The sequence below is a fragment of the Chitinimonas sp. JJ19 genome (genome assembly GCF_036961565.1).
GTDB lineage: Bacteria > Pseudomonadota > Gammaproteobacteria > Burkholderiales > Chitinimonadaceae > Chitinimonas.
Genome location: NZ_JBAMDD010000017.1, coordinates 51,180 through 65,267, shown reverse-complemented (window position 1 = coordinate 65,267; position 14,088 = coordinate 51,180). Strand labels below are relative to the sequence as shown.

Below are 14,088 nucleotides of genomic sequence, written 5' to 3'. Positions count from 1 at the left end.
CCTAGATGGCCCGGCGATACTGGATCGCCTCGGCCAGGTGGCCGGCCGCAATCAGCTCGCAGCCGGCCAGATCGGCAATGGTGCGGGCCACCCGCAGTATGCGGTGGTAGGCGCGGGCGGAGAGATCCAGCCTTTGCATGGCCAGGTTCAGCAACTGCTGGCCTTCGCCATCGAGCTTGGCCACGGCGTCCAGCTCGCGGCTACCCAGCCGGGCATTGTCTCTACCCTGGCGGGCGTGCTGCCTCGCATGCGCCCGCCCAACCCGCTCGCGCACCCGCGCACTGTCCTCGCCAGCGGCTGGCGCGCTCAGTTCCGATTGGCTGACGGCGGGGACTTCGATGATCAGGTCGATACGATCCAGGAACGGGCCGGACAGCTTGCCGGCATAACGGCTCACCTGGTCTGGCGTGCAGCGGCAACGCCCGGATGGATGACCCCGATAGCCACAAGGGCAAGGGTTCATAGCGGCGACCAGTTGAAAGGCAGCAGGGAACTCCGCCTGCCGGGCGGCCCGGGAGATCACAATACGGCGGTTTTCCAGTGGCTCGCGCAGCACCTCCAGCACCTTGCGGTCGAACTCTGGCAGCTCATCCAGGAACAACACGCCATTGTGCGACAGGGAAATCTCGCCAGGGCGAGGGTCAGACCCCCCGCCAACCAGGGCCACGGCCGAGGCCGTATGGTGCGGTGCCCTGTAAGGGCGTTGACCAAACCGCTCTGCCTGGAAGCCCTGCGACCCCAGCGACTGCAGCGCCGCCGCTTCCAGCGCCGAGGCCTCGTCCATGGGTGGCAAGAGGCCAGGCAGGCGTGAAGCCAGCATGGATTTGCCGGTGCCAGGCGGCCCCACCATCAGCAGCGAATGCCCCCCGGCCGCCGCAATCTCCAAAGCCCGCTTGGCGGGCTGTTGGCCTTTGACATCGGCGAGATCAGGATAGTGCGCCAGCTGCAGATGGGCCGGTACAGGGTGGCGTGGCAGCAGGGTATGGCCGCCCAGGTGAGCGCACACGGCCAGCAGGCTGGCCGCGCCAAACACCGTGCTATCACCTATCAAAGCCGCTTCATCGGCATTGGCCTGCGGCAACACAAAACGCCGCCCCGCCGTGCTGGCCGCCAGCGACATCGCCAGTGCACCGCGCACCGGCCGTAACTCGCCCGTTAGCGCCAGTTCGCCGGCAAACTCATACTCAGCCAGTTTGTCTGCCGGTATCTGCCCGCTGGCCGCCAAAATACCCAGCGCAATGGGCAGGTCGAACCGGCCACTTTCCTTGTGTCGATTTCCAAAATATTTGCGACTTTCCATGTTAATTGCGACTGACATGGAGAATAACTCGAGCTAGCAAGCCTTTACGCAGACCATCCAGCGCGCCTGGATTTGGCCCTTGTGAGCAGCTCAGCCTTCTATTCTTGATCGACAAGGGAATTTCCCTTCATTTTCCTCATTATTTGCGACCGCTCATGCTTGCGAGATGTTGAGCGCAACGTAAGCTCGAATTTCTCCCCGCAACCGCTAACATTAGCCGCCTGATGACTAGGGGCACGTCTTCAAAATATAAGCCGAGTCAGCGAGACCGCCGATTGTTTGACCGTAGCAGGCTTCGGCGCGGCGATCCAGTAACTGGAAGAAGTTCTCGAGGCTGACTTAAACCCAATAGCCGCCACATAGGTCGGGGCGATTCAATACCGCCGTCATCAACCTTCGGACCATGTATCAGGAGCACTGCGCGCTGCCTCGTAGCAAGCGATCTGAGCAATTGCGCAGTGTCGTGCTGGCTAAAGGCGTCGCGTATTGTGCCAAAGTCTCGGTGGATTTGAGAGCTTTGGTCCTACTCGGAACACTTCTGCAAACCAAGAGGATCGAAGTCCGCGCCATCAGCCCGGCGAACCGGGCGGCAGGCGGCGTGGTACAGACCAGAGGCGACCTATGGCAAGCGCCAGGCCTCCCCGATGTATTGCCATGTGCAGTCACCGGCTTGCCTTGGCAAGCGCAGGTAAACTTGATAGATCTCCGTTGGTGATACATTGATCGTATAGCTGCCAAGCGGGATGTCACTTGGGGCACATATGATGCAAGGCAACCGCTTCGAACCCTCCTGCAAGAACTGCATCCCCATGGGTCCGGGGACAAGAATGGGCGCTTGCGCGCGGTCTACATGGAACTCAATCGTGATGTTCAGAGAATGGATTTGCATCGTTGCATGCATGGCAGCGCTCCTAGAAAGCAGTTAGTCATGAGCAACAGATTAAATCCCTCAGAAAGCGCTCTAGGAGTCGCCTTTCCAAAAATTTGACTGAAGCCAACCGACATGAAACGGCGTTGTTGAGAGGCCTGCATGCCGATGCTGCAGGGTCTGATCTGCTATTTGTCTACGAGCCCGCAATCCCGAAGGAAGCGCAGGCAAGTCTGTCGATCGCGACGCTTCGACGCAGCATACTCACTGATGAAGGTGTCGATGGGCACATCCTGACTTCTCGCTCGCTGTGCAGCTGACAGCAAATCGCTCCAATCCTGCTGCGGCCAAACACCCCGGTACTTAGCAAGTGCCCTCACAGCCATGTCACTCCGGCGCTCAACATCCTCGAACAACGGCGACGCTCCGGAAGAACTGTGTGACGCCATGGGCACTGCGGAGCGCGGCGACTGCCTAGTAGGTACAGGTGCTTGCGCGAGAGGTATGCATGACCAGTGCGGTGGTTGCAGATTGTTAGGCACCCGCCATTTCACCTCACCAGCGAGCACCTTCTGTGCGAAGACCGCTAGATCCAATGGTGGCTGGATTGCTGAATGATTCGGGCGCCACTTCCCTTTGAAATGGAAGATCGGCAGTTCGGCGTAAATCGCTAGCTCTTCTTTCCGGAACTCGAGGTGGGCGACGATGCTATGTCGCAAGTTAGGCACCTGGGAGTTGAAGGTCAGGAATACGACCTCGCTAAACCCGGCTTCCCGCAGCGCGCTCGCCTTACCGTCGGCGGTATAGAAGAGGCCTTTACCATCGATGACGAAAGCTATCTTCTGCGCAGGCACGCCATGTGGAGACTCGGCGACAACATCAACTTCCCACTTAACATCGCCCGCGTTAAGACCGTAGCATTCGACGTCGACCTCCCAACCTGCGTCGATCACCGCTCTTGCAATAATTGCCCTGGCGAACAACATGTGAGCAGGAATCCGGCCACCTCGCCAGCAAGCTTCGTTCGGCCGGTGGGCGAAGAAATTCGTGCCCAATACGGAAGTCTTGAGGATAGTGCGGGCACGACAGCAAGGATGCTGGATATGGTGGGATTCGCCGTTCTTGGCCTTGAGGTCTAACCAGTCAGATTGATCAAACCTAACGCTGATGATACGCAATCCGGTTTCATTGTCGATCGCAACAAGGGGCATATGCTGGGCTACTCAATTCAATAGGTATACCTTCATTTTTTCCAGGAAGGCCACGGCAACGGGTCTGCGTTTGGCGTCTCAATTCAATTTGGCAGAGCCTCGCAAGATCACTGCTTGTACTAGCCGCTCGTACAGTCCGCTAAATAGAAGAGCGTTCTTCAGTGCGTGTTCCGATCACTGACAAGCTCTCGTTGGCCATACGCTGTTGATGCGAGACACCAAGCAAATAGGGCGCCCAGGAGATCAGCTGATAGCTGTTCAAGCTGAACGGTACCGTTTCTGGAACTAGCCTGGCTTAGTTCCCATACAAATGCAGCAATAATGTAGACGATCGAAAAACAGGCAACAGTTTTGCCTAAATCTTGCAAAGTCATGATCTCACTAGGATGCCTTGCGAGTGGTCTACCTATCCGCTGGCAGATCCAGTAGCTCGCGCAGCATAACGTGATAGTGCTAAAAATAAATATGAACCCGGTGAACAAAGGTACGCCGAGACCAGAGAAGAAGTGCTCAGCCGCAGCACGCCATTTGTAGCCCATCAATATGGTGCCCTTTTCACGGAAAGCATTTCCCCTGCAGCCACGAAGGAATACTGCAACTATGATGCTACTGATTGAAATGGTCAGAAGCACCAAATAGCGGAAAGGCAATACACGGGAGAAACTCATACGGCGCCTTTTACGGATGCTGGGATATATCCATTGATCACGAAGAGCTGCAGAAAATGACCGTACATGATGCTGCGCAGGGTATGCAACCTGCAAAAGTATGTAATCACGCCGACTATATCCGATTCTAGTATCTCCAACTAGGGAACGCGCTGAAAGAGGCGCATCACCTTCATGGTGATGCGCCTCGATGGGCTCGCAGCGGAGCTAGTCGTGATCACGGATGTCTTCAAAGAAGTCAGCTCCGACTTCGATACGCAGCGATGAATGGCGCCTTAAAATTTTCTGCGCAACTTGGGGCGAAGCAAATCCAGTGAAATCTAGGATGAAACCATAGATCATTTCACCGCTATGTCCTTCTAGTGGCTCAGGTTCAATATCAGCGAGGTTACCAACCTCGCTCAACTCGATACCTAGCAGCTCTGCGTACGCTTGGGACGTACTGCGAATGGGTGGAACGCGTTCCTCGTCATCGTCGTCACCCCAATTGTAATCAAGCTCAGCACTTGTGACTTCGAACTCTATCGATCCGAGGCACCGAAAGCCTAGGCACTCCATACTCAAGATACCGTCAAAGTTCACGGTATCGCCCGAGTAGGGACGCTCCGTATCGACGCCTAGACCAATCCGCCCAGACAGGTCAGCTGTTAGCCTCTCGCCAACAGGCAGTTGCTCAAACTCGACCTCGAAATCGAAGTCGACTCCTTCGATGCCATCGTAGTTAGCATTAGCCATTGCGCTGTTCACGTCATCGTTATCAATGACTACCTGGTCTACGATCTCCCGCAAATAGTCCTCGAAGTCGGATTGCGAGGTATGAACCCGTATGTGGGGCTCTCGTTCATCAAAGGCTAACTGAATGAATTCACATAGTTGGCGAACGTTAGGGATAACTTTGAGTTCACTTGCTCGCAGCGTAATAGCGTCGTCGTCCAGCACAACATGACGGATATCAGTGAAGACACTGGATTCCTTAGCGTCAGTCTGCGCAGCTTGGTAACTAGCAAGGGTTCGATAGCCAAGTGCAGCGGCAATCAACTGTTGCGAATGGCTCAGCGACACCGGTACGCCAGCAGCTATGCTGCTCTGGCGAACGGAATAAGCGAGATTTGAAAAAGCGAAAGACATGCGACTTCTCCTGTGTCAGCGTAGGTCACTCGAGCGCTTACGTAACCCACGCCCAGGCGATCTCGCATGGTAATTGGCACGAAGAAGTTGGCGTTTGCACAGCAGTCTTGGTTGAGTCGCTCGAAACTCAGGCGGACAAGGCCCCGCCTTCATTATCCAGAAAACCCTTTAGGAAACAACCTTTTTGGGGAGGTAATAAACGATGCGCTGACGAGCGGTTGTTTGTCGCATAGATTTCCAAGCGCCAGTTTCTCCGAGCCTTAGCGCTCACCTGATAGCGCAAGTCATTGTGGCACACCCCGTCCATTTGCCATATCATCACTACTGGCGCATGGACAGGCGCCTTCTGCCCGACGTTGAAAAGCTGGAAACGGCACTGTCTCGTAGCAAACCTCTCTATCCATGGCGACCTTTGACCGTGGCGGCGGTAGTCGGGCGACGCAGCGGCGCGGTTGGAGATCCCATGCAATCTATCGTCCCCCTTTCCTCTACATCTCCCTCGACCATTGCCGGGATCAAACGCCTAGCAAAAGCGATCGCCAAAGCCAGCGGTATTACGCATACCCAAGCCCTGGACGAAGCCGCCAGCCAGTCTGGCTTCCAAAACTACCGTCACGCCCAGAAACACCTTAGCTCGACTGCACCAGTTCTTTACATCACCGCGTACTGGCGTGACCCCGGCGTTGGTACCGGCCGTGAAACGTTATGTATTCCGATGCCCATGACGTTGGAACAAATGGGTAGGCCGAGAGAGCTACTGCATGACCTCTATTTGAGTAGGTTCAGCCTTGATGCCCCCGATCACCTTGAGCGGGTCGTGGACATCCATGGGCAACAACACAGGGCACAGGAGGTGCTGCTTGAGACTGCCCGTGCCCTCGTGTTCATGTGGGAAACGGATTTACGGCCTGCGCAAGCCTCCAAACAGACGAACGCGATACTTAGTATGTTCGGTGAGTTGCCAGGAAGAGAGCGTGCATCAATCTGGCGCCACCCAGAGAGTGGCGCATGGGTATACATGGACGAGCCCAATCCAAAGTACATCACAGCGGAGCGGGCACAATGGGTTGAACAAGCAGGCTTGAAAATGCTCAAGCCTGACTGGGAAGGTCCATGGGCTTCGGGTCACTCCGCTCCCTACCTCTTCACCCCCGATGAGGTGCTATTTAAACATCTTCAGAGCGTGTTCCTGCAGGCATCTGCCAAGCTCAAAATCGAGCAATATGCGTATGACTCGGGGCACTACGGCTCCGATTTCATCAGCCCTGCTAAGCGAGCAAGCGGGAAGCCCGTTCGGATTCGACCGACGCCTTGGCCAGAAGGCATCGTTTGGCGTGGCGCCGCCGCCTATGGTGCATATCGCGCCGGTGTGAGATCCCTATGGCGTCCAGCGCAGGCATTGCCGCACGAAGTGCATGTTCAACTCGGTGCCCATCTAGCGGATTTGAACAACGCACAGCTTCCGAAGGTGGCAAAGCGATGGATCGGGCAGTGTCAGGATGTGCTTGAATCATGGATGAGGCTGGAATACCCGGACTTGGACGTACCTAAAGGTCAGTTCCGCAAGACATACTCTGGTCATACCCCTCGCTCTTTGAGTGACAAGGCGATGAAGCTACACGCCATCAGCAGCGTGATTGAACTGATCTCAGTACACTACAACGATTGCGCACCGAGAAACCGTCTGGTGACCGCGCTTAGCAAGATCGGATCCAAGATTAATCGGATGGCGTAATACTCGCCGGTAAATTGCCTGTTGGCACGGCCATAATGGCTGTGCCGACAGGTGAGAGGATTGTTGTGGAATTGCATGAACTTAGCCAGCCAATTGCATAGCACTTGACCGCTCAATTGCATACAGCTCTGCCACCTGATACGAATCGCCATGTTTACGGGGGTAAATTAACGATTCTGGCTGCCTTCGGCCAAAGCAGAAACTCAAGGCGCAAGACTTAACGCCTGCTGCCGACCCAAAGCTGAAGTTGGTACAGGGTAGGTATACACCCATCGTGAGGACGTCTCTGAAGACCACCAACTTCTGCTTCCAACGGCGGAGGGCTTGCAAGGGCTATGTCATCGTCACAACACGAAGCACTTTGCTTGTAGGCTGGTACTCAAGGGCTACCGTCACGCGCTCGGGCTCACTAGCCTCACGAGGGAACTCCAACATGATGTTGAAGAAGCTGCCTTTGTAGCCTGCGGATGTGCCGTTGGCAGGGACATCCCGCCAATCCAGGCTGGAGAGGTAGCTTGACCTCATCTTGGCTCGGACGGCCACTTCAAGCTCAGCCTTGGTCAAGCGGTTCAAACCGGCCAGAGCCAGCTTGCCATCCTTCTCAGTAGTCATTCTGACCGCTTCTCGGTCAACCCCGTCTTCGTTGGCGGTCAAAATCGGCGAGCCATAACAATGCAACAAAGCCCTGCAAATTAGCACTGCTTCATTAAAGCCAAGAGACGGTGAGAGTTTTCGCTCAGCAAATTTGCTGCTTCCTGCGTGGAAACACCCCATGCTTGTCCAAGGTGCCAGGCGGTGAGGTCAGCGCTCCAGGGTGGAACTGGTTTGCCATCCACCTGCGCAAACGGTCCATCACTTTCGGGAACAACAAAGTGCAGCGGTAGCTTCGCCGCCAAACCCCGGCCACTACTCGATGCAAATGCTGCTGGCCCGATGCTGAACCAGCACCCTCGCTCTTCCGCTGCTCGCAACTCCTTCACAGTCCCTGTGAACCAGTGCATGACTGCGGTCCCAAATCCAGAATGGCGATCCAAAACAGCTAATACGTCATTTACAGCTTGGCGTGAATGAATGCTGAGTATTCGACCGCCCAGTGACGAGCTACGCTCAATGATGGCCTCAAATACGCCGCGTTGAACATCGTAGCTCTTGCGGTAGCGAGACGAGCCATCAAGGCCCACTTCGCCAACGGCTGCGACATCGCCCATTTGCGTCAACAGAAGGTCGAGCTCGCCAGCACGCTCGTGCGCAATCTCTGGATGAAGTCCTGGGGTGACAAGTACATTCGCTGCGCCGGTAAGCACACGCGCAGTCGCAACAAAGGCCTTTGGGCTGGTAGTCACCAGCCATGTGAATTCATTCTTTTGCGCAGCTTCCTTGAATACCTCGCGAGCGTTCGGATAGAGGTCAAGGTGGCAGTGGAAATCCATCACAGTACGCCATCCCTCTGTAGCAAAGTTTCAAGCTCATTCAGACCATTAGCAAGTACGTTTCTGTATGCCAACCTGGCAGCGGGCTCGGCAAATGCCAGAGAGGCCCCCAGGAATCGGTCCAAGCCCTTCTGCCGGGCCGTGAGTACGGCAAGGGCTGCAGCCATCGCGTCGTCAGGTCCGCTAGCCTTGTTCGCGTCGGCCAACGAGCGGTGTACATACTCGGTTGTATCGCGCGCAGGGTCCCAGGCGATAAATGCGGCTTTGCGAATCATGCAAGGAACACACCGGCCGCAGTGCTTTCGGTTGTAGGTGCGAAAACGGCCGCAACTCGTGGAGTCCGCTGCCAACTGCTGAAGCAGAGGCTGGTTGAGACATTCGTTGAGCATCTGGCCCTTGGTTTTGAACTGATAGGGAAGCTCAAGCCGAACAGGCATATCTAATCCGTTCAACACGCTCTGCAACATTGCTATGAACTGCGGGTGCGTGGTCCGGGTGCTCAAACTAGAGACGCGTCCTGGCACCAAAGGCGGATTGATGCAAATGAATCCATTCTCTGGAACAAACACTTGGACAGGATTGCTGGCGACCCGCGAGGCAGCCAACACCGCGAACGCGTAAAAAGCCAGAGACCGAGCGCGCGTTGAAGTCTCACGCTGGCCGCTAAAGCTGATGCCATGACTCCACTGCCAGTGAGACCCCACACCGCCAAGCTGCGCTGCGTAATTCCTCTGACGCTGCGAGTCCTCATGTGCCAGCTGCGACACAAACATCGGGTGGCGCCCTTGTGCAACGAGGTCTATCCCTCCGATGAGGCTATCGAGGCCGCCTGATAGCAGGGACACGCAGTCGTGCGCAGTCGCGACGGGCCTGCCATCCGGTGGCGCTGCTCCGCCAGCTACGAAATGGAGCTTCCAGTAGTCGCCAGTGAGAACCTTGAGAAGTGCTTCAAGCTTTTCTTGGAAGGGCAGCCAGCGCAGTGGCTCATGCAGGCCGACAGTGAGCTCAACTACTCGCGTCCAGCCATCCGCACTCGTACTTCGAAGACAGGCCAAGTCGGCTGCACAAACTGCTAGGCAGAACTGAACGAAGTCCCAGACCTGAGCGCTCGGGGCGAACCCGCGCCGCTTCAACGAACCTCGCCATCCTTTCGCTATGGTGCCAACGCCGGGGCGTCGGGCGCTCTTGAAGTAGGTAAATGCGATTTCTCCGGCATCGAGGCGCGCAGGCAAGAAGTCAGGTGTTGTACATAGAACTTTCATTCGACAAATACCTCAAGGGTTGAGGCCAGGACTTCACTGGCAAGTCGTTGATGGTCAATCCCGCGTGGTCCTTGTCGGTCAAGCACCACCTTGACTTGCGCGTTGACATATTCCTTGATGTCGTTCCGATACAGCTGGATTTGCCGCGCGTCGAACTTAAGCTTCTCGTATGTTTGACCTAGTTGCAGGTCAACGCGATTACATAGGTCGTTGGCGACGATGTATCCGATGAGGTCCCCGATTTGTGCATCTGTCAGGTTGAAGATATCGACTTCAGGGGCTACCTCGTACAGCCGACCAAGCGCTTCTGCCGCAGCGTTCCGAATGGATTCTTCGTCGACACTTCCTGTGTTCGGAAGAACTTCTTTGACCACCTCCAGGACGAGGTCGTTTGCTGAAAGGTACTGGGCGCGAACCCGCTGGACCCAGTCGACAACTCGTGGGTCTGTGGCATCCCGTGCGGACGCAAGAAATTGACCCAGTTGGCCGGCCCCCTGAGCCGTCGCTCTCATGGTGGCCGCTGCTCGTCGCGGGCCGCCCATTCCCTTGCTGACCATGCTCTTGGTCGCACTGCGCAGAGCTTCGCGCCCCCCGCCACCAAGGAATGCCGACATGCCAGAACGAGCTGGAGCAAAGCGGCGGTCAGGTGCTAGTGCAGGCTCAGCCACATCACCTTCTCCACCACCAGCCGCGTCGCCCTGCCCGTCAGCGTTGGCGTCGTTGGCATCAGCCGGAGGAGGGCCTTCGCCATCACCAGGTGCAGGGCTATCTCCGCCATTGCCGCCTTCGGGCGGCGACAGCCACTCAGGATCAAAGGAAGAGCGGGAGCCTCCACCTTTGCTTGACGTCGACGTTCCCATCAGCGCACTCCTTTTCTGGCTTGTTCAATGGCTTGCTTGACCGGTCTGGAAGCATCACCGGAGGCATGCCACTGATCGAGCACAGGGCGAGCCCACGTCTGCTCATACAGGAGAGGGACGAGCCCTGGACCGACCTCCTTGATGGGCGCCTGGGCCAGCAAAGCGGTGGCCTTTGCACCAAGGTCAGGAAAGATCTTGGAGATTTCCAGCAAAGACACAACATCTTCGGTTTGTCGCCAGTTTCGCTTTGGTGACTTCAGCTGCCACACCTTGGCCATTACAGCGTCAGCCTGACTCACTCCAGCTGCTCGAATTGCCTGTGTCAGCGGCTCATTTGCGCTGGTCGCAACCATCAGCGCATCCCGCAAGGCACGGCCTTCGGTCGTCAAGCTGTCGTCACCGAAGTCCCGCATCGCGGAGTCCCTGCTCAGGTGGAGCAATGGGCGCAAGTCCATTTCGCCAAGTGCAGGCTCTAGTCCAAGCCATTCCTTATGGAAAAACTCATCCTTGAATGGCTCTGGTAAGGCCACACCTTCTCGGGCCGCGTGCTCAGCCACTCGAATCGCATCGACACGTCCTTCCGTCGCGGAAGTGACGCGGCCTGCAAGCGCGTTTGCCAAGGCTTCGTCGCAGCGCTCCAAGAGGTGCCATTTGGCCAAGGCCTTGAGGTCCAATTCAATCCCCTGAGGCTTGGCTAGGGCTGACCGGAGAAAGACGGTGTTGAGGAACCGCTTCATCAGGCGCGGATTGGCGTTTACCTTGCTCGAACTCGTGAGCAGCGGTGCCAACCCCTCAGCCAATTCCATCAGCTCGACCAAGTGAGCGTTCTGAGGATTGATGAGGCCCTTCAAAAATTCCAGCGTCACCGCATCACCGCGCCAACTGGTCTTGAGGCGTTCAGAGACGGCCTGAACCGCACGAGTGAACTGACCATCGACGAACTGACCGTCAGTTACGGCCCGCTCCAGCAGTAACAACGCCAAGTAGGCCTTTGCTTCATTCACACCTAGCCTTGGCACATGCAGCGGGACCTGTATAAGCTTGTCGAAGTAGTTCGTCGCAACCTCATCACTGATGCCCGTCCCCGCAAAGTGCACTCGCACAGCTCCCCGGATAAACTCGTTGTCGGCCGCAACAACAAACGCGCTGCGTTTCAGGAATAACAGCAGGCGAATGGATTCAAGTGTCGAAATGGCCGTCTGCGGGAGACAGCGGTCAAGGTCATCCACGAACACGACAAGGGTAATCTTCAGCTCTTTCAGAAGCTCCTCAAGCGCATCTCGAAATGCCTGAATTTCGCCTGGCAGAGAGACCGGCTCTGCAGGCTTCAGTAAGCCCCAATCCTCATCCTTCTCGGCCTTGTCGTCAGCGGCCTCCCCCTGTTCTTCGCCAAAGCCAAACTTTGCGAGCGTGCGTCCAATCAAGCCAATAGGAATGCCTGTGGCGATCGTTGCTGCCGCCTCGCCTCCGAGTTGAACGATTCGCAGCAGATTGATACGTTGAAGAAGCCTTTTGGCTTTCTTCAACAGCCCCTCGTCGGAGGAAGCTCGGCGCAACACCTCATCACCGACCATTTGAAGAAGAGCACTACGTGCGCCCTCGAAGTCCTGGTAAAGCCAAGGATTGAAGGTGACCACCACGTACGTATTCTTGTCGGGGTCTGCGTCGACGTTCAGCCGTGAAGCGACCATGCGTACCAATGAGGATTTCCCAACACCCCAGCCGCCGGATACGCCAATGGAAATGGGCTGGCCGTTGGCCTGCTGCAGAAGCTTTGCGCAGGCATCCGCAACGACGCCGAAATTCAAGTAGTCCGTGGTTGTTTCGTTGTCATGCCACATGCTCTCTCCCCGATATTCTCAGGTGTTGTCGCCGATAATGTCTTAGTCCAATTGCCGACATTCGGCTGATCCAACCCCAAAACGTGTTTTCCAATCCGCTTTAATAACTTGCAGCGTAATACCTTCACGGTTGGTCATTTCAAATCCCCCACTGGAGGTCACCTCAGAGTGCCCCGCTCTACCCCTTGCAAGTAGGTACAACAACAAAGTTTTGACCCGACGAGTTGCGAGATGCTTGACCAAAGAATTCCTTCTAAAGAGCACAATCAAGAAGCACCGATCACATCAAAAAAATTGAAGGGCTGCTTTTCGGTCTAAGCAGCCGTTCAAAACCCCAGGATTAAATGGCTGATGTGGCAACTGCTCCAGACTTCAACGTAAAGTTAAGCGGCCCGCTTTAGCGGGTCCGCTTGAACGGTAAGTTAGAACATAATCGGTGCCACAGCGACATTAGCCGCATTTTAGCGCGCATAAGCCTCATCTCCCATATTAAAAACGGTAGCTCGGCCTTAAACGCATTCATTTTTTGCTCATGCGGCCCCCATTCCTTCTTGTGTGTGAGGTATAGGTTCACGCAGTCAGCAAACACAAGTGCTTCTGCCTCATTGTTGGTGCCGTAGATCACCATAGTCGAATACAACCACTGGAGATAGCGATCCCTTAACCAGTAGAAAATCGGCGCGGCGACCAAAGTGAGTCCTACGAATGCATAAAGATGCTTCGAAGGAACGTCAAAGTTTGGATTTTCCGCTGACCAGCAGAGTGCAGCCAATGATGCTGCACATAGGGATAGAGAAACAAATGCCGTGATGTACGTAACGTACTTCGCATGCCTAAGACCTCTGCTCGACTTAAAGTAAAAATCGATGAAGTCGGGAATGTCGCGCTCACGGATTTCAAAACCTGGTTTGACTTCCTTCAACTTCTTTAGCAGCGATTCTGCAGCTTTCTCCTTGACTGCATGGAAACCTACGAGCAATGCGGGTAACACAGCATTCACGCCGAACGCGAGTTCAAACAAACTGTTAGATGCGGAGAGGGATGGCATGAGTTCTAAGGTTTGAAGTAACTGGCAGCCGGAGCTGCGTAGCAGCGGAGGGAATCCCCCTTGTACTACATTGGTATGCACGGTTCTGCCCTATCTTAGCGGTCCTAATGAGTCTGTGAAAAGCATCACCGCTTGCTGGGCTCGCTGTGTACATGACATCGTCGCCATCCTAGCGTGCTGGGGTGTTGCCTGTCATAGCCCAAATGGGTGATTCGGTGCCCAATCAACTCGTCCTCCGGTTCGCTTCATTAGCAATAGCGGACTTTCACGCTCAGACCCGTGAGGGTCTGCTAACACCTAACTGCTGTCATTGGTCCTCAGGCGGACTGCCTACACCTGCTTCAGCGAAGCCACTACCTCCCTCACCACACGCAGAACAGGTTCACGCTGCGCTTCCGGCAAACCGTCGATCAGACGGATCACTGCCTGAGCATGGTCTGAGCCGGCCTGCACCACGCCATCCAGTAACTCCCCCATCGTGCATTGCAGCGCACTGGAAATGTCGTGCAAGCGGAAGATTGTCGGCGCAATCCGACCATTCTCCATTCTGCTGATCGTCTGCTTCGACAAACCAACCTGTTCACCGAGCCACTCTTGGCTGTAGCCAGGGCCGAGTGCTTTCCTGCGTGAAGCAATCGCCTTTCCCACGAGCAAGGCTAGTTCTGATCCCACTATGGGCGTAGCAGGCACTTCCCGTTTGCTGGCTGTCACGTTATGCGCACCGATATATGTCGTTG

The 14,088-nt window shown here is 55.8% G+C and carries 11 protein-coding genes and 1 pseudogene; 1 reads left to right on the top strand and 11 read right to left on the bottom strand.

What is annotated here, in order from left to right; all coding sequences use genetic code 11:
• Position 1 precedes the first annotated feature (1 nt).
• The 4 genes and pseudogenes from V7714_RS17750 to V7714_RS17735 all read right to left on the bottom strand — a co-directional run.
• Positions 2-1,267: pseudogene (locus tag V7714_RS17750) on the bottom strand (YifB family Mg chelatase-like AAA ATPase); the annotation flags it as partial.
• Positions 1,268-2,356: 1,089 nt separating this feature from the next.
• Entirely contained in the window at positions 2,357-3,379 is a 1,023-nt protein-coding gene (locus V7714_RS17745; protein ID WP_335710911.1) for a hypothetical protein, read from the bottom strand.
• Between the two features lie 158 nt (positions 3,380-3,537).
• A complete protein-coding gene (locus V7714_RS17740; protein ID WP_335710910.1) occupies positions 3,538-4,047 on the bottom strand; it encodes a hypothetical protein in 510 nt (169 codons plus the stop codon).
• A 207-nt stretch (positions 4,048-4,254) separates the two neighbouring features.
• Entirely contained in the window at positions 4,255-5,175 is a 921-nt protein-coding gene (locus V7714_RS17735) for a hypothetical protein (RefSeq protein ID WP_335710909.1), read from the bottom strand.
• A 463-nt stretch (positions 5,176-5,638) separates the two neighbouring features.
• Between V7714_RS17735 and V7714_RS17730 the strand changes: the two genes are divergently transcribed.
• Positions 5,639-6,910, top strand: coding sequence for a hypothetical protein (locus V7714_RS17730; RefSeq protein WP_335710908.1), 1,272 nt, complete (start codon positions 5,639-5,641; stop codon positions 6,908-6,910).
• 333 nt (positions 6,911-7,243) lie between these two features.
• Here V7714_RS17730 and V7714_RS17725 read toward each other — a convergent pair whose 3' ends face one another.
• From V7714_RS17725 to V7714_RS17695, 7 genes are all read right to left on the bottom strand, one after another.
• A complete protein-coding gene (locus V7714_RS17725; RefSeq protein ID WP_335710907.1) occupies positions 7,244-7,522 on the bottom strand; it encodes a hypothetical protein in 279 nt (92 codons plus the stop codon).
• 80 nt (positions 7,523-7,602) lie between these two features.
• Positions 7,603-8,340, bottom strand: a complete 738-nt coding sequence (qatD, locus tag V7714_RS17720; RefSeq protein ID WP_335710906.1) for a Qat anti-phage system TatD family nuclease QatD — start codon at positions 8,338-8,340, stop codon at positions 7,603-7,605.
• Positions 8,340-9,602 carry a Qat anti-phage system QueC-like protein QatC gene (qatC, locus tag V7714_RS17715; protein WP_335710905.1) on the bottom strand — a complete coding sequence of 421 codons (1,263 nt, stop codon included), beginning with the start codon at positions 9,600-9,602 and terminating at the stop codon, positions 8,340-8,342. The genes qatD and qatC overlap by 1 nt, the downstream gene beginning before the upstream one ends.
• Positions 9,599-10,462, bottom strand: coding sequence for a hypothetical protein (locus V7714_RS17710; RefSeq protein WP_335710904.1), 864 nt, complete (start codon positions 10,460-10,462; stop codon positions 9,599-9,601). Before V7714_RS17710 ends, qatC begins: the two co-directional genes overlap by 4 nt.
• Positions 10,462-12,303, bottom strand: a complete 1,842-nt coding sequence (locus tag V7714_RS17705; RefSeq protein ID WP_335710903.1) for a KAP family P-loop NTPase fold protein — start codon at positions 12,301-12,303, stop codon at positions 10,462-10,464. Before V7714_RS17705 ends, V7714_RS17710 begins: the two co-directional genes overlap by 1 nt.
• A 397-nt stretch (positions 12,304-12,700) precedes the next feature.
• The gene (locus V7714_RS17700; protein ID WP_335710902.1) at positions 12,701-13,432 is read right to left on the bottom strand and encodes a hypothetical protein; all 732 of its coding nucleotides are present in this window, start codon (positions 13,430-13,432) and stop codon (positions 12,701-12,703) included.
• A 249-nt stretch (positions 13,433-13,681) separates the two neighbouring features.
• A complete protein-coding gene (locus V7714_RS17695) occupies positions 13,682-14,062 on the bottom strand; it encodes a helix-turn-helix domain-containing protein (protein WP_335710901.1) in 381 nt (126 codons plus the stop codon).
• Between the last annotated feature and the right edge of the window lie 26 nt (positions 14,063-14,088).